Source organism: Allopseudospirillum japonicum, assembly GCF_900108915.1.
GTDB lineage: Bacteria > Pseudomonadota > Gammaproteobacteria > Pseudomonadales > Halomonadaceae > Pseudospirillum > Pseudospirillum japonicum.
In genome coordinates, this window is sequence record NZ_FNYH01000013.1 from 1 (window position 1) to 21,094 (window position 21,094).

Below are 21,094 nucleotides of genomic sequence, written 5' to 3' on the forward strand. Positions count from 1 at the left end.
GACTAGCGGTGTCCAACGAAGCGTCAAAAAAGAAAAGTTAGCGGCTTAGGCCGTTATCTTGGAAGCTCGCTGCTTTAGCTGCGAGTAGTTCACATGGTTATCAAAAGATATGAACGAACACGATCAATACATGGCCGACTTTATGACGGTATTCCAAGGCTTAGAACGCTGGGGGCCAGGCTGTGATACTGACACGTTAAAAGCCTTGTCAATGCTGCCAACAATACCCACCAAGATTCTTGATGTTGGCTGCAGCAAAGGCTTTTCAACCCGTTTATTGGCACAACACACCCAAGCACAAATCGTGGCATTAGATAACGAGCAAAGTGCGCTGGATGAACTCGGTGCATGCCTCACTGAGCTGGGGTTAGATGCCCACGTAACCTTAAGCTGCGCCAGCATGACGGACCTGCCCTTTGCACCTGAACGCTTTGATTGCATCTGGTCAGAAGCGGCAGTTTACATCATGGGTGTTGAGCAAGCATTAACCCAGTGGCGTAAATTGCTGACTGATAGCGGCTTCATGGTCATCAGTGACCTAATATGGTTAACCGATAACCTAAGCCAAGAGGCAGTCGCATTCTGGGAAGGTGAATACCCAGATATGCAAACCATCGAAAAGCGCTTAGGCCAAATGCGCCAAGCAGACTTTGATGTGATTGATCATTTCACCTTAAGTGAACAAGCATGGCACTATTACTATCAACCACTCAAAGCGCGAGTGGCAGAAGTAAAAGCAAGCATGCCAAATTCAAACGCCATTGCAGATATTGAGCGAGAAATTGCGATTTATGAAGGCTACCTAGGCGAGTTTGGATACCACATGTTTGTGCTGCGCAAAGGAGCTTAAAACAAGGGCTTAAAATCGCCCTGCCTCCACACCGTTTAACTGAGCTTTAGGATGAGTCTTAGCGATAATAAAGCGCTGCATTTTCCTGTTTGCGCTGATCCAATGTCTTAGCAATCGCAGACACTGTTGTTTTACTGATCCCTTGTTGCTTGGCAAGATAAGTAAATTGGCTGATGGCTTCTGCGACTTCTTCAATGACTTGCCTTGCCTCATGCCAACTCCCATAGCCAGCACTGGTCGCGAGTTTTTGCATCACCTTAGTCGGAGGCGCTTTGCCATAACCTCCGAACGCAGTGGCGTGTTCGTTGAATGGATGTGGGCTGTAGGTAACATCGTAAAAAGGTGCAGGGTTCCATTGACCGTCATCCGCTTGCAAAAACGCCCAGTTTTTACTGTGATCGTCTTGGTTAGACGACAACAGGTTAAAAATGGCGCGACGAAATTGCAGCTGCCCGGCGGCTGGTGATTTACACAACTGACGACTGGCTTTGATCAAGTCAATATAATCTAAACTTGGCGTTCGAAAGTCTGCATCCAGAAGCCCGCAAGCGCTGTGCATATGCAATCGGCCTGAACTCAGTTGATTGCCTGAGTCGGCCTGTTCAGTGACATAATCAAAACGCTTAAGCGCTAACCAGGCAGATGCACCGCTTAAAGATGGTGCTTCAATGAGTTGCCAGACTGGTGGTTGGCACTTGGCAAGCTCGGCCATTTGCAAATAAACCGCCTCACACAAACCTTCTTCATGGCCGAGCGCGAGATTTTTAGAAGTAAATTTAATCAGCCACGCTTCATCGCCAGGCTTTGCAAAGGTTCGGCATTGCTTAGTTTCTCCAGCAGGCATATAAATCTGCGCTTTTGGCCTTGCCCCGCCCGAACTACCACCCGCGACCAATGCAGCCAACACCTGTTGCGTATGACCATCTAACTCATCGTGGTTGTCGTCCATATAATCTGACATTGAAGCATCAAACAGCGTTTGCGCTTCTAAGCCTAACGTCGCTAAATCAATATCCGCATGCGTGGTGCCTGAAAACTCAGACACCGGAGAAAAAGACAATGCTCCCATGCCTTTATCACCGACAAAGGCCAACCGGTCCATCGCCGTTAATTGATTAGGCAAAATGCCCTGTTGCCGGAAAATACGATCTTGTAACAACATGCCCCAGCCGTCGGGCAAACAATCGCCAAATACGCCATGTACACCTTGGTGAGGCGCTTTAGGTGCGGCTTGAACTTGCGCATTCGCTTGCAAGGTAAACGGTGATAAATTGCCAAACTGCTGCAAATAGCTGTCTGCATACTGGAAAAAAACGCCTTGCCGATTCTGCGCCAAGACTCCAACAGAGATCTGTTCACCTGAGCTCAACGTGCGAGTTACAGCGAGTTTTTGAATGGGTTTAAAACTCATCTTTTAGCACCTCATCAATACTCGTGGGTATAGCAGCGCGTTCTTTGCTAGGTTGCGTGAGCTGATAAAGCCTATCTAGCGAATCAAGGGTCTGCCATAGCAACAGCAATTGGCGAAATGAAATTTGCCCAGTCAGCTCAAATTTCTTAATGGTGGCCGCAGGTACGCAGCTTCGCTCAGCAAGCGCCGCTCGTGACAGCTTTGCCTGCTTGCGTAACTCACGTAAATAAGCCGCATAAGCTTGGCTTACATCGGTATCATCAAGTAAGGTAAAATTCATCTGTAAAGACCAAATGGATACAGTGATATCCATTATAGACAAATAAAACAAAAAATGGATATTATGGTATCCATTACTAGGTGGGGTGCTGGAAAAATTACTCGATAGAGCCTTTCTAAACTGCTATTTTTTAAGTACCAACAGCAGCATAAAAACGGCACTGTTTTTCCGTAGTCATAGCTAAGAAGCACCACTAAGATTTTAGTAAAAGCCAGAGGCAAGTGGTGGGCAGTTTGGTGGGCAAACAGGCATTTTTGAGTGGTTTCTTTTCGATAAGTTGTTGAGTTTGTTAGGGGCTAGGCCGCTACTCAATGAGCAAGTGCAGAATATTGAATAGATTTTTATCTGTTCAAGTGTGTGAATCCATGTGGCGTGAAATGGATTTAACCACAGGAGTATGGGACCTGCCCAAAGAGCACAGCAAAACTGGCGTGCCAATTAGCATTCCCTTACCGCGCCAAGCTATTACCTGGTTTAACGAGCTGCAAATCCGTGCTTGTGGCTCGCCTTATGTTTTCCCAGCTAGACAAGCAAGCCATCGCCCGCATATGGGGCCAAATACGCTGAACCGTGCCATTTCTAAACTCTTTGGTCGCGAGCCTGGACGCAAAAAGTAGCCTCCCAATAAAATGGGCAAACTTGAACACTTCACCGTACACGATTTACACCGCACCTTTCGCAGCCTTGCACCCTCTTTAGGCATTGCCGGCAACGTGGCCGAACGCTGTATTAACCACAAAATCGTAGGGAAGGATTTTGGACGTCCGCGGGACGGGCTGAAAGCCAAGTCTTACTCGAACAACCATATGGCATAGGCTACGCACTTACTCGGTATTGCCTGATGGGACTCGTGGTACTCGCTCCTTGGCTGACGTTAAAACTCACGTTCTACGTGATTGTCGGCCTAGGACGCAAACTGGGGCTCATCCCGCCTGCACACCCAACGCACAGCCTAGGTTATGAAGAATCGCTCTATTGGTTCAGAGTATTGGCGTTCTTCGATGGCAAGCGCAGCCGCATGCCGAAAAAGCCAATCAGGAGAAATTAGCGAGCCCCCATTTGCTCACTTACTGTGGGCAGTTGGGGCTATGCAAAGTTTATAATTGGGTTAAACGCTGTTTTGCAAGCGCCCAAGGTAAGCGACGACCAGCTTTTGCCATTTTATCGTAGGCAGCTAGGGCTTCTTCAACTGACAATACACCATGGGTGACGAGCTGCTCGACAACCCATAGCGTACCTTGAACCAATATCGCTTCTTTTTCAGCGGCCTTTCTAAGCGCCATATCCCCAGTTAGCAATGGACACTGTTCTTGTTTCGCCAGCGCAAGCGCAAAGCAATCGTTCATGCTAGGGCCACTATACTTTTGCCTCAGTTCAAATGAGTACATCATAGACTCAGAACTTAGCTCACCCAACAACAAGCCTAACTCGATTAAATAGCCATGTTGATCACTTAGCTCCTCGTGGAATAACACATCTGGCACTTTGAACTGGTAAGGCAAATTGAAAAAGACTTCTAATAATTGGCCTTCTTTGAGATCAATGAGAATATTGGCATCACTGATCAACAAATACATTTAAACAGCCTCAGCCAACATTTGACGCTGCTTATGCAATGCCATTACTGATATCTGTAACAGCTCTGCGGCTTTCGATTCACTAACAATTCCCTCAGCCAATGCACGATAAACCAACTGCTCAAACAATAATGTCTGTTCTTGTGGATAAGGATTCCCTGGCTCTTGCTTGCGCCAACCGTTTTTTGAGAACTGTATAAATATTTGGCGTTTTTTCTCTTCGGTGATTACACCAAGGTCGGCACTGCGATACAAACAAGCCGCCATGCTTAGGCCATATTCGTGTTTCAGGAAAAACAGCTCTTTGGGATCTATGTTTGAACGTCGCTCTCCTAGATGCTGAAAAAGGCCTACTTCAGGCAGTAAAAACGCAGAAGCAAAGCGGTTGCAGGCCATCTCTTCGTCAATGGATTCATCTAGTAAGCCATGTAAAACAAGGTGGCCAAGTTCATGCGCCAATGTAAACCGCTGACGGCAACCAGGCCAATGAGAAGACACTACAACAATTGGCTGTCCTGATATTTTGGCTTGTAACCCATCAAATTTATCGGCTTGGGGTACGTTACTGACAATCACCAGAATACCTTTAGACTCGAGCAAGTCGATTAAGTCTGGCAATGGATTCATACCCAACTGCCAATCAGTACGGACTTTAGCGGCAACCTGTTCTACTGCGTCTAAAGTGCTTACAACAGGAACGTCAGGGTGGTAGTTAAAACTCGCTATCGGGAAGTTTGGCCATACATTTTTAAGTGCTAACCAGCGCTCAGCTTGGTCAACCACATCAGACTCAATCTTCTTTAGCAACTTAGCTGAAGCTGAGGCTTTTTTACGATACTCCACCTCCCCCAAAGTCACCTGCGCTGGGCGAAAGAAGTATTCAGTACGAACCGACAAAGCCTTCGCCAATTTAAGTAAAACCCCCGACGAAGGCATACTCTGGTCGTGCTCGTATTTTTTAACCATGTTGGCACTAATACCAACTTGCTCACCCAAGGCCTGCATCGACAGGCCAGCGGCTGCACGGGCTCGTTTTATGCGCTCTCCAATCATACAGACCTCTGGTTTATAAAAACTAAAATAATTTTAAAAATATAAACCAAGTTGGCGTTTTTGTCGATTGGTTTTGCAGGGCAATCATTCGCGTGTCCGCAAACACACTTCCCCATACTTTTATACCCATACGCCAAAAGTACAAACCATTTGTTTTTTCCAGCCTAGAATGCAAACTATCGTTTGGCGTCTCGATTTTTTGCACTTGGCTAACACAGCCAAGCAGAGCTGTATTGGACGATATATTTCAAACAGTTAGCTGCACACAGACCATAATAAAAAAACCGATTTGACTGGTTAGTTTGATGGCCATTTCTTTCATCTAAAACATGAAAACGCACTACCTTGCACCCCACACAGCAAAACCGCGCCTTTTGCCTGCCCAGTTCGCCGGAACAAATAGGCAAATCATGTACGGGGTTATTACTGAGAGGTTTGAGAAAAGAAAGCAAAAAACGAAACGGCAAGGTGATCAGCCACCAGATCAACCTAGCGCTGCTGCACCACCTTTGTAAGCCGGAGAATGATGTGTGGATTACTCAAGTGCTTATGGCTTAACATTGAAAATAATCGTTAATCTTGTCACGGAATAAAGAACCAAACTTTTTATGGTCACCACTCTCAAAACGAACTCGTCCAGCCACGATACAAGGTGATATTTGAAGCTCTTTTGCTAGCTCCCTTACTTCTACAGCGCTCGATAAACTACTTCTGCACCAAATACTCTGTGGTATCAACGCCTCTCTAGCCATATCATCGGCTTGTTTCTCAATCTTATCAACGCCCTAAGCATCTAAATCATCTAAGTACCAGCTTTCAGCTTGGTATTTGAACGCTCAGATAGGCGCTCAAAAAAGGCTTTGCCTAAGTCTTCGTTATCAAGCAGTAGTTTGACATCTTCCAGCACACGACCGGCTTCGGCCTCTTCAATACCCGGGTTAATTTTGCCAATAGCGGTTTTAAATAGCTCAGGAAAGATATTGGTATCGAGATCCCAACTTTGCCCTTTAAGTGATAGGTACTGATAACCTAAACGCATTAGATGCAGTATGGCAGGGATTTTTACACGAGAATCTTCATTGAATTTATGGGTATTGGGAGCCATAACCTTCCTTGTAGTCGTTTTAATTCGAAACCTGCTCAAGCAAAGTGCTAACAGGACGGTGAAATAATTTGCATAGTTTGTCAGAGGGATGCAAGGCTTTAACGCAAGGTGCCCACAATAGCGGATACCTACTGAAAACAAGGTGAATCAATCAGCTAGCGTCAAGCAAACGCGGACTTCACCGAATTAAACAAATCCACAAATACCCTTAAATAAAAATAACCCTGCATTGTGTCCCGTTGTTTGTAAGCCGCCGCACTCCCTATAATGTTTGATCAAACACACCAAACCACACGGGCGGGCGTTATCGTGCAGACCACTACTACAACCACCTTGATCAAGACGCTGGATGAACTGGCACCTTCCCTCGATTATTCCTTGATGGATACCCTCACGCCTGATCCGGATGCTACCGCCGATGGGGTGGATCATCACCCACGTCAGGTATTTAGCGGGCATTATGTGCCGGTTGTGCCAACGCCGATCGGGCAACCTGAATATATCGCCCATAGCCAGACTTTATTCCGTGAGCTGGGCTTAAGCGACCAGCTTGCCCAAGATGCTGATTTTATCCGTTTATTTAGTGGTGATCTTTCGAACCAGCCACAGGGTTTCCGTACAACTGGTTGGGCGACCGGCTATGCGCTGTCTATTTATGGCACGCAATATACCCAGCAGTGCCCGTTTAGAACCGGTAATGCTTACGGCGATGGTCGTGCTGTGTCTGTGTTGGAAGCTGTGCTGGGCAATCAGCGTTGGGAGATGCAGCTAAAAGGCGGTGGCCGTACACCTTATTGTCGTGGTGGTGATGGTCGTGCTGTGTTGCGTTCCAGTGTGCGCGAGTTTTTAGCACAGGAGCATATGCATGCGCTTGGTGTACCCACAACACGTTCCTTAACCCTGTATGTTTCCAAAACCGATCGTGTTAGACGTCCTTGGTATGCCGAAGGTTCTCGTGCGCTGGACCCAGACCGTATGGTGACCGAACCTGTGGCTATAACGACCCGTGTAGCTTCTTCGTTTATCCGTGTTGGTCAGCTAGAGCTGTTTGCCCGCCGCGCCCGCAAGCAACAAGCCAATGCTCTCATCGAGCTGGAACAGCTGGTGCACCATCTGATAGAACGCGAATATGCGGATGAGATCCCGAGCTCTTGTGGTTTGAGTGAGCGCCTGCTTATGCTTGCCAAAGCCTTCCGTGGGCGACTGACTAAGCTAGTCGCCAACTGGATCAGAGTGGGTTACTGCCAAGGTAACTTTAATAGTGATAACTGCGCCGCTGGTGGCTTTACGCTGGATTACGGGCCTTTTGGTTTTATTGATGTCTTCCATCCTGATTACCAACCCTGGACCGGTGGTGGTCAGCATTTCGCCTTGATGAATCAGCCGATGGCGGCAGGTAAAAACTTTGGTAGTTTCTGTCAAGCTTTACAGCCTTTATTAGCGGATAATTCACAAGCATTACGGGCATTGCATGAAATTGAACGGGATTTTAGTCAAGTCATGCAGGCAGAAATGGAAGCCATGTGGGCAGCTAAGCTCGGCCTAACTGAGTTTGATGCTGACCTCTTCCAGCAACTGGAAAGGCTCATGATGCGCACGCCGGTAGATTACACCCGTTTTTTCCGTGAGCTATCCAAGGTACCTCCAAGTATCCAGGCGTTAAAAACAAGCTTTTATCAGAATACAGGTAACCAGCGCTTTGCTCCGCATTCTCAACAAGATGATCTTGAGACTCAACCGCTTGATGCCTCTTGGTCGCTTTGGCTCAGTCAGTGGCGACAGGCATTAGGTACAGAGGGCGAGACAGGGCGTTCAGAAGCACAAATACGTGCTCAAATGAAGGCGGTGAACCCCAAATACACTTTACGGGAATGGCTGCTAGCTCCGGCTTATCAAGCAGCGATGGCGGGGAATTATCACCTCATCCATGAACTGCAAACCCTGATGACACAGCCTTATACCGAGCAGTCACAAGCGATTGCTGAGCGTTTCTACCGCCAGAAACCGATAGAGGCCTTTGGTGCTGGGGGGATTTCCCATCTGAGTTGTTCTTCTTGAAAGCGCACAATCTGCGCAACGAGCGCATAAGGATTGGTTGAATACCGGTTGACTTGTCTACAACTTGATCCTTTACCTTCACCAAGGATGGGTATTCGCCTTGGAGCTTGATGCTATGTATTCCATTTCTGCATTTGCCAAAAAAGTTGGTCTATCGCGCTCTACTTTGCTGTATTACGAGCAGCAGGGCTTATTGGATAGCAAACGCCAAGCAAATGGTTACCGCTTGTATTCCGACCAAGATGCGCAACGTTTGTATTTGCTGCAACAACTGCAAGCGGGCGGTTTAACACTTAAGGAATGTAAATCCTTTTTGGACAGCAAGGTGCAGCGCACTGTACTTGAAAAGCGCTTGCAGCAGTTGGACGAAGACATCGCTAAAAAGCAACAAGCTCGCGCGTTACTTGCTGCTTTGCTATGACGGTATTCCAAGGCTTAGAACGCTGGGGGCCAGGCTGTGATACTGACACGTTAAAAGCCTTGTCAATGCTGCCAACAATACCCACCAAGATCATTGATATTGGCTGCGGCAAAGGCTTTTCAACCCGTTTATTGGCACAACACACCCAAGCCGAGATTGTGGCGGTGGATAACGAGCAAAGTGCGCTGGATGAACTCGGTGAACGCCTCACTGAGCAGGGGTTAGATGCCCGCGTAGTCCTAAGCTGTGCCAGCATGACGGATCTGCCTTTTTCACCTGAACGCTTTGATTGCATCTGGTCAGAAGCGGCAGCTTACATCATGGGTGTTGAGCAAGCATTAACCCAGTGGCGTAAATTGCTGACTGATAGCGGCTTCATGGTCATCAGTGACCTAGTATGGTTAACCGATAACCCAAGCCAAGAGGCAGTCGCATTCTGGGAAGGTGAATACCCAGATATGCAAACCATCGAAAAACGTTTAAGCCAAATGCACCAAGCGGGCTTTGATGTGATTGATCATTTCACCTTAAGTGAACACGCATGGCACGATTATTATCAACCGCTTAAAGCACGAGTTGCAGAAGTTAAAGCAAGCCTGCCAAATTCAACCGCCATTGCAGATATCGAGCAAGAAATTACGATGTATGAAGGCTATCTAGGCGAGTTTGGCTATCAGATGTTTGTACTGCAGAAAAATAACTAAAATGCGCGACAAACCCCGTACTTTTAGTGCGGGGAGGATGTCGATGACTTAATTCAAGAGGCTGTCGCTTCCAGCGGCCAATGATCCACATCGATTTGGCTCGGATGTAAATGCCGCTTGGCATAGGCTAAATACACCTTGTCCTTAACAAAAACCTCAAATAAATCAGGGTCTAGATGCTGATCTTCTACCATACGCTGCATAATGCTTAAGGCTTGCGATAAAGGCATAGGTTGTTTGTAAGGGCGTTCAGGTGCGGTTAAAGCTTCAAACACATCTGCAATCCCCATAATGCGTGCAGGAACAGACATTTGCTCGCGCGTGAGCCCTTTCGGATAGCCGCGTCCATCCATACGCTCGTGGTGGCCACCTGCATATTCAGGCACATTTTTAAGGTATTTAGGAAAGGGAAGTTGATCTAGCATATCTAAAGTGACCACCATGTGATCTTCCATAATCTTGCGTTCGCGTGCGTTTAAGGTGCCACGACGCACAGAGAGGTTTTCTACTTCGTCCGCTTCTAATAAAGGCCGTGTGTGTCCAAGAAGGTTACGCCACTTTTGTTGTGCCAAGGCTTGGATACGTTCAATCACTGCATCTGGGGTAAATTCTTGTCCCGTATTACAGTGACGAATCAAAGCTAAATCTTGTTCAAGTTGCGCACAGGCCGTTTGATAATGCTGTTCTAATGCTTGCAAATAACTGGGATCTGCGACCCCTTTGCGTTCAGCATCTAAACAAGCTTGTAGATATTGGATTTTTAAATCACGTTGTAAAATTTCAAAGCGTGCGCTAATCAATTCAATACGATCAAACAACCCCTGTAACTTGGTTGATTTTTCCATAATGTGATGTGGGGTGATAATTTTGCCACAATCGTGTAACCACGCAGAGATACGGATCTCGTAATAATCTTCATCCGTCGGGTTAAAGTTGGCCAGTGTGGCTAGCTGAGAACGGCTTGCCGCTTCTGCAAGTAATAAGGTTGCATCCGGCACGCGCCGACAATGGGTACCTGTATGCGGAGACTTGGCATCAATACCACGCGCAATCACTTGTACAAAGCTATCAAAAAGATGGCGTAATTCTTCAATTAATCTTTGATTGGTCAGTGCAATGGCAGCTTGGGAAGCCAGTGAACCAGCAATGGCTTCGTCAACCGTGTCAAAAGCTACCACTTGCCCTTGCGATTTTTTATTGAGCAGTTGCAAAACCGCAATAATTTCGCCTTCGTGGTTTTTCATCGGAATGGTGAGAAAAGAGCGCGAGCGATAGCCGGTACTGGCATCAAAACGGCGAGTGCCAGAAAAATCAAAGCCTTGAGCATCGTAAGCATCAGGGATATTGACAATCTGATCATGCAACACAGCCCAAGCGACTACCATGTGCTCATTGGGTTCGCCATTATCTCTATATAAGCGAATCAAGGGGAAACGTTCGCCGACCGGTTCGCTCGTGCCTCCAAGGGAAATACGTAGAGAATCATTTTGCACAATCGCAAAACGCAATACATGATCCGGCTCTAGGATATATAAAGTTCCTGCATCGGCTGAAGTCAACTCGCGCGCACTAAGCAAAATGCGTTCTAATAAACGGGCACGGTTTTTTTCTGAGGATAAAGCACAACCGACCTCGTTGAGTTTTTGAATCCATTTCCAAAGCTGGGTGTTCGCATCTGCATGTTGATCCATAAAACAAGCCTCTCAAAGGACGCAAGGACAAAGGTCTATTCTGGCATAAAAAGGATAAAACGTGGGGGCTGGATCAACCCACAAAAGCTGACCGGCTTTAATGGTGTATTTTTTTGCCAAGGATGAAGCCCTTGCGCCGATACCTTATACTTAAGACCATTCCCTAAAAACTAAAAAGCGAACATTTGCCTATGGATACCAAGTCTCTGCTTGATGAACAGGATCCAGAAAAGTATCTCGTAACCCGACGGGCAGAGATGGCTTACATCCTGCGCACCTTAAAACGTACTCATGCACAACTGAACGTGAGTTTTGCCAGCACTCAACACATATTTGCCAGTATTGTGTTAGATGTGAATAGTGCTGAAGGGTATTTTCTGCTTGACGAGCTCAACCCCATCCATGGACATGAACGCTTGCTGGCGGGGCAACGTTTTAGTGTGCGTGCTTCGGATCAAGGGGTACAGATTTTCTTCTCTGGCTGCAAAGTCACCGAAGTGATACCTGCACATGATGGTGCCATGTATAAGGTAGCTTTCCCCACGTCTATGATCCACCATCAGCGTCGAGAAGCCTTTCGCGCGCATGTAGGCCGAACCTACCATATTCCGGTACGCCTGAATGCAGCGCATCGTGAAATCATTTTAGAAGGGGAATTATTGGATATTTCCTCGACAGGCTGCAAAGTGGAATTTCCCTTTTTGGTCACGCCCCCTTTTGATGAGCTGGAAGAATTTGATGAAGTAGAAATCGAGGTCGAATCACAAAATATTTTGATCCGTTGTAGCGCAGAAGCGCGTTATGCCAGCTATTTGGAAGAATTAGAAACGACCCATTGTGGTTTTCGCTTTATCCAAATTGATGGACGTAATCAACGAGAAGTGGACCGTTTTGTGGTTTATTTACAGCGTGAGGCACGACGCTTAGGCCTGAGATAACAGGCGAAAAAAAGCTCGAAGGGAATCGAGCATTGCAAGCTTGCATGACCTTTGTATAATAGGCGCCCGTGTCCCCGTAGCTCAATTGGATAGAGCAATCCCCTCCTAAGGGATAGGTTGGAGGTTCGATCCCTCTCGGGGACGCCAAACTAGCTAGTTTTTCTTTGCTAACCCTTGTTTGACATCCCCTCAAGACATCTGGAAATCCCAAAAAGCCCTAAGCTAACAAAGCAGGAGGCGCTTGTTCCATGAGCTTGCGTAATTTTTGCATGGCGTTTTTTTCTAACTGACGGATGCGCTCAGCTGAGACTTGGTACACAGCGGCTAAATCATGCAAAGTTGCTTTATTTTCTTCTTGCAACCATCGTTGTTGCAAAATATCTCGGCTACGCTCATCTAATTGCTGCATCGCATATTGCAAACGATAGCTCGCATCCGCTTCCCAGTTGGCCTGTTCCATTTGATAGGCAGGGTCTGCATTGGCATCTTCCAAATAATGCATAGGGGCTAAACTGGTGTGTGTGTCTTCGTCTTCATCTTGATAGCCATCAAAAGCGGCATCTGAAGCTGTCATACGCCCTTCCATTTCGCGCACGACTTCAGGGCGGACATCTAAATCTTGTGCAATCGCATGGACTTCATCGCCGGATAACCAAGAGAGACTTTTTTTAGCACTGCGCAGATTAAAAAAGAGTTTTCGCTGGGCTTTGGTCGTTGCAACCTTAACGATACGCCAATTTTTAAGCACAAACTCATGAATCTCTGCTTTAATCCAATGGACAGCGAAAGAAACGAGGCGCACGCCAACACTGGGATCAAAGCGTTTCACGGCTTTCATTAAGCCGACATTCCCTTCTTGGATCAGATCCGCTTGTGCCAAACCATACCCAGAATAACTTCTGGCAATATGTACCACGAAGCGTAAATGTGCCATAACCAAGCGCCGAGCAGCTTCAAGGTCGCCAAGGTCGTGCAAACGTTGCGCAAGTTCGCGCTCTTCGTCTGCGCTTAACACCGGAATGCTGTTGACAGTTTGGATATAGCCATTTAAATCACGTCCTGGCGATAAGTGATCCACAACTTGCAAACGGGTGCTCATGCAGGAATTTCCTCACTGGTGAATAGCAAAATAACCGACTTCAAAGATAAAGCTGAATAGATAATCACTGACTTCATTTAAGCTTAAGCTTCGACTTTCGTCGAGACCAAAAGTTTAACCATTTAACGTGGCTCTATTGCACTAATGTGCCGAGTGACGGCAAGCCAAGCACCTAACCACCCAAGCACAGCACCTAACAGGAGCAGGCTTAAAGTGTCTTCTTGGTTTAACCCCATGAGGTTGAAATCACTCGCATAGGCATTGGCTAGCGATTGTACAGGTTGTTCTAGCCAGAGCAAGCTTAGTGTCAGTAAGCACCAAGAAAGTAAGCTACCGCCCAAGCCATACCAAACGCCTGTGTACAAGAAGGGACGACGTACAAAGGCATTGGTCCCTCCAACCAGCTTGACTACGACAATTTCTTGCCGGCGGCTTTCAATGGCTAAGCGTATGGTATTGCCTATGACTAAAAGCACGGCAATGCCTAACACAGCGGCTAATCCAGAAACTGCTTTTTGTCCAAGCTGCATAATATAATACAAGCGTTTGACCCAAGCTAAATCTAATTGGGCTTCATCGACACCAGTAAAGCCTTGTAAATCACGCAAGAGCTCTTCTTGTTGTTCCAAAAGTAATCCAGATGCTGGGCGCACCACGATCACCGCTGGTAAAGGATTATCTTCGAGGTAATCCAATGCTTCGCCAAAGCCAGAAAGGGCTTTAAATTCTAATAAGGCCTGTTCCTTTGAAATAAACTGTACTTCACCGACATCCCCACGTTTTTCTATTTGCTGCGCTAACAGCTCTCCTTGTTCGCTTGTCAAAGATTGTTGCAAATATAAAGAAATTTGTGCGCTACCATCCCAGTTCGAAGTCACTAGCTGCGCATTAGTTAAAAAGAGGTATAAGCCGGTGGGTAACGATAAGGCAATGGCAATCACACCCAAGGTCATCAAGGTGGCAAAAGGTGCGCGTATTAAACGCAACATGCTATCAAGGGCAACTTGTCGGTGGTGACGCGCCCAACTACGGATTTGGCTACTTCTTTTAATTTGACTAATCTGCGCACCTGTTTCGCGTTTGGGCACGACTTTTTCAGGACGTGGTGTATCAGGTGTACGGGTTGCCCCAATGGGGCGTGGATTTTCGCGACGACTCATACACCGACCTCCCCAACAAAACCATCTTGCAATAAACGCCCTTGACCTAGCGTAAGCATTCGGTGGCGCAAGCGACTAATCAAGGCTAAGTCGTGTGTTGCGATTAAGACACTCACGCCGACCTGATTAAATTGCTCAAATAAATGCATAATGTCTCGGGATAGCATAGGGTCTAGATTACCTGTTGGTTCATCGGCCAACAGCAAGGGGGGTTTATTGACGACAGCGCGTGCAATACCCACCCTTTGTTGTTCCCCACCTGATAGGCTAATCGGATTTAAACGTTCCTTAGAAAGCAAACCGACCTTGTCCAAAGCGGCCTGCACACGGCGCTTGATTTCCTTAGGTTCCATACCTTCGATGACTAAAGGTAAAGCCACGTTATCAAAGACGCTGCGATCAAAAAGGAGTTGGTGATCTTGGAAAACCACACCAATTTTGCGTCTAAGATAAGGGATTTGCCCGATACGCATCCGGCTGAGGTTTTGCCCATCGACAAAAACTTGCCCACGTGAAGGGTGTTCAATTTGCATCACGAGTTTAAGCAGTGTGCTTTTACCTGCGCCTGAATGCCCAGTTAAAAAAGCCATCTCCCCGCGTGCTAGTTGAAAACTGAGATTCACTAGGGCTTCGTGTCCGTTAGGATACCTTTTGCTGACACTATCGAAGGTAATCATGGGGTTTCCTTTAAGCTTGCGGTGGTTGAGCGTTTTCTTCAGTCACATCAAATAAAGCGCGCACGAAATCTTGCGCAACAAAAGGACGCAAATCTTCCGCTTGCTCGCCAACCCCAATAAAACGTACAGGAATACCAATTTCTTTAGCCAGTGCGAAAATCACGCCCCCTTTTGCTGTGCCATCGAGCTTGGTGACTGCTAGCCCAGTTAAGGGAACCGAAGCGTGGAACTCACGAGCTTGATTAAGTGCATTTTGGCCTGTACCCCCGTCGATCACTAACAAGACTTCATGTGGGGCTTGTGGATCTAGCTTCTGCAATACTCTGTGTACTTTGCGTAACTCTTCCATCAGGTTGCTTTTGTTGTGTAAGCGTCCAGCAGTATCAGCAATTAATACATCCATTTGACGCGCTTTGGCAGCTTGCAAAGCATCAAAGATCACAGAGGCACTGTCTGCGCCTGTATGTTGGGCAATCACAGGGACTTGATGGCGCTCGCCCCAAGTTTGTAATTGCTCAACCGCTGCCGCCCGAAAGGTATCACCTGCCGCCAGCATCACTTGCTTGCCTTCCTGCTGGAAGCGTCGTGTTAACTTACCTATGGTGGTGGTTTTACCAACACCGTTCACACCAACAACGAGCACGACAAAAGGGGTTTTGTCTTCTGGTAACACTAAAGGTTGGCTGACAGGAGTAAGTATGTGTTCGAGTAATTCTTGCAGCTTGGTATAGAGCGCCTGCGAATCTTGTAATTCTTTGCGTTCGACAGCTTCCGTTAAAGTCTCAATAATGTCTGTTGTAGCTTGGATGCCCACATCAGCCATCAGTAACTGGGTTTCTAACTCTTCTAGTAACGCCTCATCAATATGCTTTTTACCTTGTAGCAGTTGGCTAATACCTGCGCCTAAGGAAGCACGCGTACGCGCTAGCCCTTGTTTGATGCGGGAAAAAAGACCTTGCTTTTTAGGTTCGGCTACAGACTCTGAGGTAGTAGATTCTGGCGTTTCTGGTGAGGTTTTATCTTTAGATTTTAAAAAGCCAAACATAAAAACTAGCTCCCTAAGCTAGGAGGTGAGGAAAAAAGCGGACACTGGGGTTAATCCTACCATTGCTGCGGGATTTGCGTTAACGTTCGCCAACAAAAAAGGCCTTTAGTCATCTCTAAAGGCCTATCTGGGGCAAGGATTACAAAAACAAGGTATTGTCATTCCTTTTAGCAAAAACGCTAGCGATTATTTCTGTTGCTGGTCGTTTTGTGCTTGTGTTTTTTGCTGCTCATCGCTCTTTTTAAGTTCTGCTTTAAAAAACTTATAAGCATACACTGACATTGCCAAAATCGCGGCAATGACTAACAAGCTCATAAATAAAGGGCCAATTTCATTATGCATTGTCTGCACTCCTTCTCTGATCAGATAGGCTAAACGACTTATTTTAAGCCAGCGGCTTTGCGCATCATACCCCAAGCTCTCTTTATTAGACACTGACAATTATCATGGAAGTGTTGCCTTTCACTAGGTGAGATAGGCGGGCATTTGCGGTGCTCTTTGCAAGATCTTCCTAGGGTATTAGCAAACCCTCGCCCCATGCGAGCAGCGGATGACGGCGAAGCTGTCATACCCTGTTGTCACCTATCCCACGTTGGTGTATTTATCACTGGTGTTTGGGGTAAGGAGCAAGGCAGGTGCGCAAGGCATAATCCCTAGTGTATACCCGCATCCTATGGTGTAAACTCAAGGTTAATTTTACCCCTCTGTTTTGTGGACACTAAGGAGTCAAATATTTATGAGTATCGAACTACTCACAGAACTAGAACAACGCATTCAAAATGCTGTTGAAACCATTGATTTACTCAAGATGGAAATTGATGATTTACGCCAAGAAAATGCGGATTTGCGTCAAGATCGCCAAGCTTGGGAAGAGCAACTGACACGTTTATTAGGCAAATTTTCTGCTTTAGATGATGCTGTCAATCCAGAAACTGATACGCAAGAAGAAGCCCCGTTGGAACTGGATGAAACTCCTGAAAACACAACGCATTTCCCTTCTTAATCTACGCGGTTTCTGCATCATCCTGCCCTTAAGGGGCAGGTATTTCTGGCACCAGAGCTAACGCTGTTTCCAGCACTTCTACCCCAGCATTAGGCAAGTGAGCCTGCTCACTAAGATAACGCCGAAAACGCTTGCCACCATAACACCCTTGAAAAATATTGAGTAAATGCCGCGTGATATGGTTTAAACGGCTACCTTGGCTTAACGCCGTTTCTATATAGGGATACAAGCGACGAATTGCTTGATGGCGGGTTAAAGGGTTCGGTTCGTCGTGAAATAAAACCTGATCCACTTGTGCTAAGAGCCAAGGGTTTTGGTAAGCCGCCCGCCCAAGCATCACACCATCTACATAGGCTAGATGCGCTTTAGCCTCCGCCAACGTTTGGATGCCGCCATTGAGGCTAATACAAAGCTCGGGGAAATCTGCCTTTAAACGATAAACGCGCGCATAGTTGAGTGGGGGAATTTCGCGATTTTCCTTCGGTGATAATCCTTGCAACCAAGCTTTACGCGCATGCACGATAAAATGTTGGCAACCCGCTTGTGCGCATACCTCGATAAAGCGCTGCAAATCCTGGTCTTCATCTTGATCATCAATACCTAAACGACACTTGATCGTTACTGGACGATCGGTTTGCGCTTGCATGGCTTGGAAACAAAGCGCAACCCGTGCAGGGTCCGCCATTAAACAAGCACCTATCGCATTATTTTGTACCCGATCACTTGGGCAACCCACATTTAAATTGATTTCATCATAATGCCAAACTTGGGTCGCTAATTGGGTTGCTTGTGCCAGTGCCTGCGGATCACCACCACCTAATTGTAATACCAGAGGATGTTCTTGCGGTGAGTAATCCAAAAAACGCCCCGCATCGCCACTGTGTAAAATTGCGCCTGTGGTGACCATTTCTGTATACAAAAGTGCACGTCGGCTTAAGATACGTGCAAAATAGCGATAATGGCGATCAGTCCAATCCAACATGGGGGCGACGGAAAAAGTCGCTGCTGTATTTACTTTCAAGTTTTTTCTACCTGTACGGGCCAAGCTGGCGGGTGCTGCATATGCTGTACAAATGCGGCAGCGGGTAAAGGACGCGACAATAAATATCCTTGTACATCCTCGCACCCTGCTTGGGTTAAAAAGTCTAAATGGGCTTGTGTTTCTATGCCTTCTGCCACCGTATGCAGCCTAAGATTTTTGGCAATATCAATCACAGAAGAGGTAATGGCGGCATCGTCTTTATCTTCTGGCAAGCCGGCGACAAAAGTTTTATCAATTTTGAGTTTATCCAGCGGGAAACGCTTTAAATAAGCCAGGCTGGAATATCCAGTACCAAAATCATCTAAGGCGACTTGGACCCCTAAACGCTTTAAATATCCTAAAGTTTGTGCGGCATGTTCCGCGTGTTCCATTAAGACACTTTCTGTCACTTCTAACACCAAATTCCCCGCAGGGAAGCCAGTTTCCTGTAAGACACGCTCCACACAACCGATCAAATCATGCCGGAACTGCAACGCAGATAAATTGACCGCCATACTAAAATCGTGCGCACCTGCTTGCCGCCATTGCTCCCCTTGACGACACGCTTGCGCTAACACCCATTCACCAATGGGTAAAATTAATCCGGTTTCTTCTGCTAAAGGAATAAAACGCAGTGGCGAAACCAGGCCATGTTCTGGACTATTCCAACGAATTAAAGCCTCGCATCCGACTAATTTTTGGGTTGCTAACCGGTATTGCGGTTGGTAATAGAGCTCAAATTCGCCCTGATTCAAAGCAATACGCAACGCATTTTCCAAACTTAAACGCTCAGAAACACGCTGGTTTAATTCAGCAGTAAAAAACTGGAAGGTATTTTTTCCCGATTCTTTTGCATGATATAAAGCCGCATCCGCATTGCGTGATAAGGTATCAAAATCTTCCCCATCCTCTGGATATAAAGCAATTCCAATGCTGGGAGTAATAACTAATTCATGTTCACCACAATGAATTGGCCGTGCCACCGCCTTAATTAACATCTCAGCTAATAAAGCAATATCATTCGTATTGCTAATCCCTGTGGTTAAAATCACAAACTCATCGCCCCCAATACGGCTTACCGTATCCCCTACAGGTACATGTGCTACTAAACGTTTTGCAACTTTCTTTAAAACCTCATCACCAATCGCATGTCCTAAAGAATCATTAATATTCTTAAAACGGTCTAAATCAATAAAGAGTAACGCAATTAAAGTGTCTGGAGTATGTTCACGCTGCATCGCTTGAGTGGCGCGTGCATGTAATAAACGCCGATTAGGTAAATCGGTTAAACTGTCATATTCAGCCATATAGCGTAAGCGTTCTTCAACATCTTTGCGCTCACTAATATCATTAAAAGTCGCGACATAATGCGCAATTTTGCCCTCTTTATCCCGAGAAATCACAATGGAAAGCCACTCAGGATACAAGCTACCATCTTTACGCCGATTCCATAACTCACCTTGCCATTGGCCTTTACGTTGCAGGGTACGCCACAGGTGCGTATAAAATTCAATGGGATGACGCCCAGACGATAGCATGGAAGGATTACGCCCTTTGACATCTTGCAAGCTATAGCCAGTAATATAGGTAAAGGCTTGATTTACGGTGACAATACGGTTTTGCTCATCGGTGACCATAATGCCTTCGCTGGCATTAGCAAACACCTGAGCGGCCAGCTCTAACTCGCGCGCATTGGCAATCAAAGTTTTATTTTGTTGATCTAAATCGGCCTGATAGCGTGCAAATAGCTGGCGTAACCAAGAAGCAAACCACAAAGCCGCCAGTAAGGAAATAATCGTAGCCACACCCAGTGCAATGAGTAACGTAATGAAGTCTTTTTGTTGTGCTTGATTAATTTCCGCTTCTTGTAATTCAACCAGTTGATTTAATTCACTTAAATAAATACCTGCGACTAAAATCCAGTCCCACTCTTGGACATAAGCAACTAAAGATAATTTAGGATAAGGTCCAGAACCATCTGGCAAATACCAATCATATTCAAGAAAACCACCGCCATTTTTTCCTAAATTCATTAATTGTTGGAATAATTGCGCATGTGCATAACTTTCAAAGGTAGAATAATGCTTACCTACCTGGGCTGTACGTGTTGGGTTTGAGATAAGATAACCATCGCCACTTAATACAGAAATATACCCAAAGTTACCAAAACGAATGCTATTTAAACGCTCAATCGCAGATTTTTTTAAATCATCTTCTACACGATATAAATAATCTCCTGCACCTATAATCCAATCAAAAGGGGCAAAATATTGCACATAAGAAATTTTATCTGCCATATTTTCTGGATCACGCGGTGCATACCAACGATAACGAGAGAAACCTGCACCTTGCGGATTTTTCACCGCATCAATTAAACCACGCATAATATAGTGGCCGGTATCATCTTGGTTCTCAATAAAAGAGGTGCCTTCCAAATGCGGAGCAGTTGGTAAAAGTATGCACTGGCCTTGCATATCATCAATAAAAATATAACCTCGGCCTTCGAAAAAGCGGATATCTCTTAAGGTGTTGATAATTAACTCAGCCAGCTGAGGATCTGGCATTTGGCCCTTTTGCTTTTGATATAAAGCGCGTGCAATAGCAATGGCTTGCTCGACTTCTGCTTTAGCGGCATTTTTTAATACCTGTTCCGCTTGCAAGCGGATAAATTTTAAATATCCTTGAATTGAGCTCATTTCATCGGTGAGCATTTTCTTTTGCTGGTCGATGATTTCATCACGCAGATGACTTAAACGCTCTTGTATTTGGGCGCGCATTTCAAAACTAAAATACAAGCCCATCGATAAGGTTAATAAGAGAACTACCCCTGTCATACCTAAAGTTTGGATCCGTGGTAGCGTTTTTGCGTTAATTTGCCAGCGCCGAATAAACATAAAACGTTTTGGCCTTCCATCAGGGTTTGGTTCAGAAATCGTCTCAGATAAATAAACATCTTATAAACGAAGCTTATGTATCATACTAGATACAGCTTAGCCAAAAT

General features: G+C 46.1%; 19 protein-coding genes, 1 tRNA gene and 1 pseudogene. 8 read left to right on the forward strand and 13 right to left on the reverse strand.

From position 1 onward, the window contains the following. Nucleotides 1-109 precede the first annotated feature (109 nt). A complete protein-coding gene (locus tag BMX05_RS10725) occupies nt 110-850 on the forward strand; it encodes a class I SAM-dependent methyltransferase (RefSeq protein WP_093311634.1) in 741 nt (246 codons plus the stop codon). A 58-nt stretch (nt 851-908) separates the two neighbouring features. Here BMX05_RS10725 and BMX05_RS10730 read toward each other — a convergent pair whose 3' ends face one another. Both BMX05_RS10730 and BMX05_RS10735 read right to left on the reverse strand, forming a co-directional pair. Continuing rightward, complete coding sequence (locus BMX05_RS10730) at nt 909-2,261, reverse strand: type II toxin-antitoxin system HipA family toxin (RefSeq protein ID WP_093311638.1); 1,353 nt, start codon at nt 2,259-2,261, stop codon at nt 909-911. Then, entirely contained in the window at nt 2,251-2,574 is a 324-nt protein-coding gene (locus BMX05_RS10735; protein WP_449680802.1) for a helix-turn-helix domain-containing protein, read from the reverse strand. Before BMX05_RS10735 ends, BMX05_RS10730 begins: the two co-directional genes overlap by 11 nt. Before the next feature lie 332 nt (nt 2,575-2,906). Here BMX05_RS10735 and BMX05_RS13025 point away from each other — a divergent pair, with 332 nt between their 5' ends. Beyond that, complete coding sequence (locus tag BMX05_RS13025) at nt 2,907-3,158, forward strand: site-specific integrase (RefSeq protein ID WP_245710705.1); 252 nt, start codon at nt 2,907-2,909, stop codon at nt 3,156-3,158. A gap of 480 nt (nt 3,159-3,638) precedes the next feature. Here the strand turns inward: BMX05_RS13025 and BMX05_RS10750 are convergent, their stop codons facing one another. The 3 genes from BMX05_RS10750 to BMX05_RS10770 all read right to left on the reverse strand — a co-directional run bounded on the left by BMX05_RS10750 (nt 3,639) and on the right by BMX05_RS10770 (nt 6,276). Next, entirely contained in the window at nt 3,639-4,118 is a 480-nt protein-coding gene (locus tag BMX05_RS10750; RefSeq protein ID WP_093311644.1) for a PIN domain-containing protein, read from the reverse strand. After that, nucleotides 4,119-5,171, reverse strand: a complete 1,053-nt coding sequence (locus BMX05_RS10755; protein WP_093311647.1) for a helix-turn-helix domain-containing protein — start codon at nt 5,169-5,171, stop codon at nt 4,119-4,121. It lies immediately after the preceding gene. An 802-nt stretch (nt 5,172-5,973) separates the two neighbouring features. Further along, nucleotides 5,974-6,276 carry a hypothetical protein gene (locus tag BMX05_RS10770; RefSeq protein ID WP_218139042.1) on the reverse strand — a complete coding sequence of 101 codons (303 nt, stop codon included), beginning with the start codon at nt 6,274-6,276 and terminating at the stop codon, nt 5,974-5,976. A 309-nt stretch (nt 6,277-6,585) separates the two neighbouring features. On the opposite strand from BMX05_RS10770, the gene BMX05_RS10775 reads away from it, so the two are divergent. The 3 genes from BMX05_RS10775 to BMX05_RS10780 all read left to right on the forward strand — a co-directional run bounded on the left by BMX05_RS10775 (nt 6,586) and on the right by BMX05_RS10780 (nt 9,459). After that, the gene (locus tag BMX05_RS10775) at nt 6,586-8,334 is read left to right on the forward strand and encodes a protein adenylyltransferase SelO (RefSeq protein ID WP_245710706.1); all 1,749 of its coding nucleotides are present in this window, start codon (nt 6,586-6,588) and stop codon (nt 8,332-8,334) included. Between the two features lie 115 nt (nt 8,335-8,449). Then, on the forward strand, nt 8,450-8,755 hold the full coding sequence (locus BMX05_RS12800) for a MerR family transcriptional regulator (RefSeq protein WP_245710707.1): 306 nt from the start codon (nt 8,450-8,452) through the stop codon (nt 8,753-8,755). After that, nucleotides 8,752-9,459 carry a class I SAM-dependent methyltransferase gene (locus BMX05_RS10780; RefSeq protein WP_245710708.1) on the forward strand — a complete coding sequence of 236 codons (708 nt, stop codon included), beginning with the start codon at nt 8,752-8,754 and terminating at the stop codon, nt 9,457-9,459. The genes BMX05_RS12800 and BMX05_RS10780 overlap by 4 nt, the downstream gene beginning before the upstream one ends. A gap of 53 nt (nt 9,460-9,512) precedes the next feature. On the opposite strand, the gene BMX05_RS10785 is transcribed toward BMX05_RS10780, so the two are convergent. Next, nucleotides 9,513-11,150, reverse strand: a complete 1,638-nt coding sequence (locus BMX05_RS10785; RefSeq protein WP_093311653.1) for an HD family phosphohydrolase — start codon at nt 11,148-11,150, stop codon at nt 9,513-9,515. A gap of 191 nt (nt 11,151-11,341) precedes the next feature. On the opposite strand from BMX05_RS10785, the gene BMX05_RS10790 reads away from it, so the two are divergent. Beyond that, complete coding sequence (locus BMX05_RS10790) at nt 11,342-12,088, forward strand: flagellar brake protein (RefSeq protein ID WP_093311657.1); 747 nt, start codon at nt 11,342-11,344, stop codon at nt 12,086-12,088. 70 nt (nt 12,089-12,158) lie between these two features. After that, nucleotides 12,159-12,235: transfer RNA gene (locus tag BMX05_RS10795), tRNA-Arg, on the forward strand. A 70-nt stretch (nt 12,236-12,305) separates the two neighbouring features. Here the strand turns inward: BMX05_RS10795 and rpoH are convergent. From rpoH to BMX05_RS12525, 5 genes and pseudogenes are all read right to left on the reverse strand, one after another. After that, complete coding sequence (rpoH, locus tag BMX05_RS10800; RefSeq protein WP_093311661.1) at nt 12,306-13,187, reverse strand: RNA polymerase sigma factor RpoH; 882 nt, start codon at nt 13,185-13,187, stop codon at nt 12,306-12,308. Between the two features lie 122 nt (nt 13,188-13,309). Then, complete coding sequence (gene ftsX / locus BMX05_RS10805) at nt 13,310-14,347, reverse strand: permease-like cell division protein FtsX (RefSeq protein ID WP_093311665.1); 1,038 nt, start codon at nt 14,345-14,347, stop codon at nt 13,310-13,312. Then, nucleotides 14,344-15,024 (reverse strand): cell division ATP-binding protein FtsE, encoded by a 681-nt coding sequence (ftsE, locus tag BMX05_RS10810; RefSeq protein WP_093311669.1) that lies wholly within the window; start codon nt 15,022-15,024, stop codon nt 14,344-14,346. Before ftsE ends, ftsX begins: the two co-directional genes overlap by 4 nt. A 10-nt stretch (nt 15,025-15,034) precedes the next feature. Beyond that, nucleotides 15,035-16,024: pseudogene (ftsY, locus tag BMX05_RS10815) on the reverse strand (signal recognition particle-docking protein FtsY); the annotation flags it as partial. Nucleotides 16,025-16,255: 231 nt separating this feature from the next. Then, a complete protein-coding gene (locus BMX05_RS12525) occupies nt 16,256-16,411 on the reverse strand; it encodes a hypothetical protein (protein WP_177166886.1) in 156 nt (51 codons plus the stop codon). A 394-nt stretch (nt 16,412-16,805) separates the two neighbouring features. Here BMX05_RS12525 and BMX05_RS10820 point away from each other — a divergent pair, with 394 nt between their 5' ends. After that, entirely contained in the window at nt 16,806-17,072 is a 267-nt protein-coding gene (locus BMX05_RS10820) for a cell division protein ZapB (RefSeq protein WP_093311676.1), read from the forward strand. Between the two features lie 28 nt (nt 17,073-17,100). On the opposite strand, the gene dusA is transcribed toward BMX05_RS10820, so the two are convergent. Both dusA and BMX05_RS10830 read right to left on the reverse strand, forming a co-directional pair. Continuing rightward, a complete protein-coding gene (gene dusA / locus BMX05_RS10825; RefSeq protein WP_281246223.1) occupies nt 17,101-18,093 on the reverse strand; it encodes a tRNA dihydrouridine(20/20a) synthase DusA in 993 nt (330 codons plus the stop codon). Next, nucleotides 18,090-20,987, reverse strand: coding sequence for a bifunctional diguanylate cyclase/phosphodiesterase (locus tag BMX05_RS10830; protein WP_093311681.1), 2,898 nt, complete (start codon nt 20,985-20,987; stop codon nt 18,090-18,092). Before BMX05_RS10830 ends, dusA begins: the two co-directional genes overlap by 4 nt. Nucleotides 20,988-21,094: the final 107 nt, after the last annotated feature.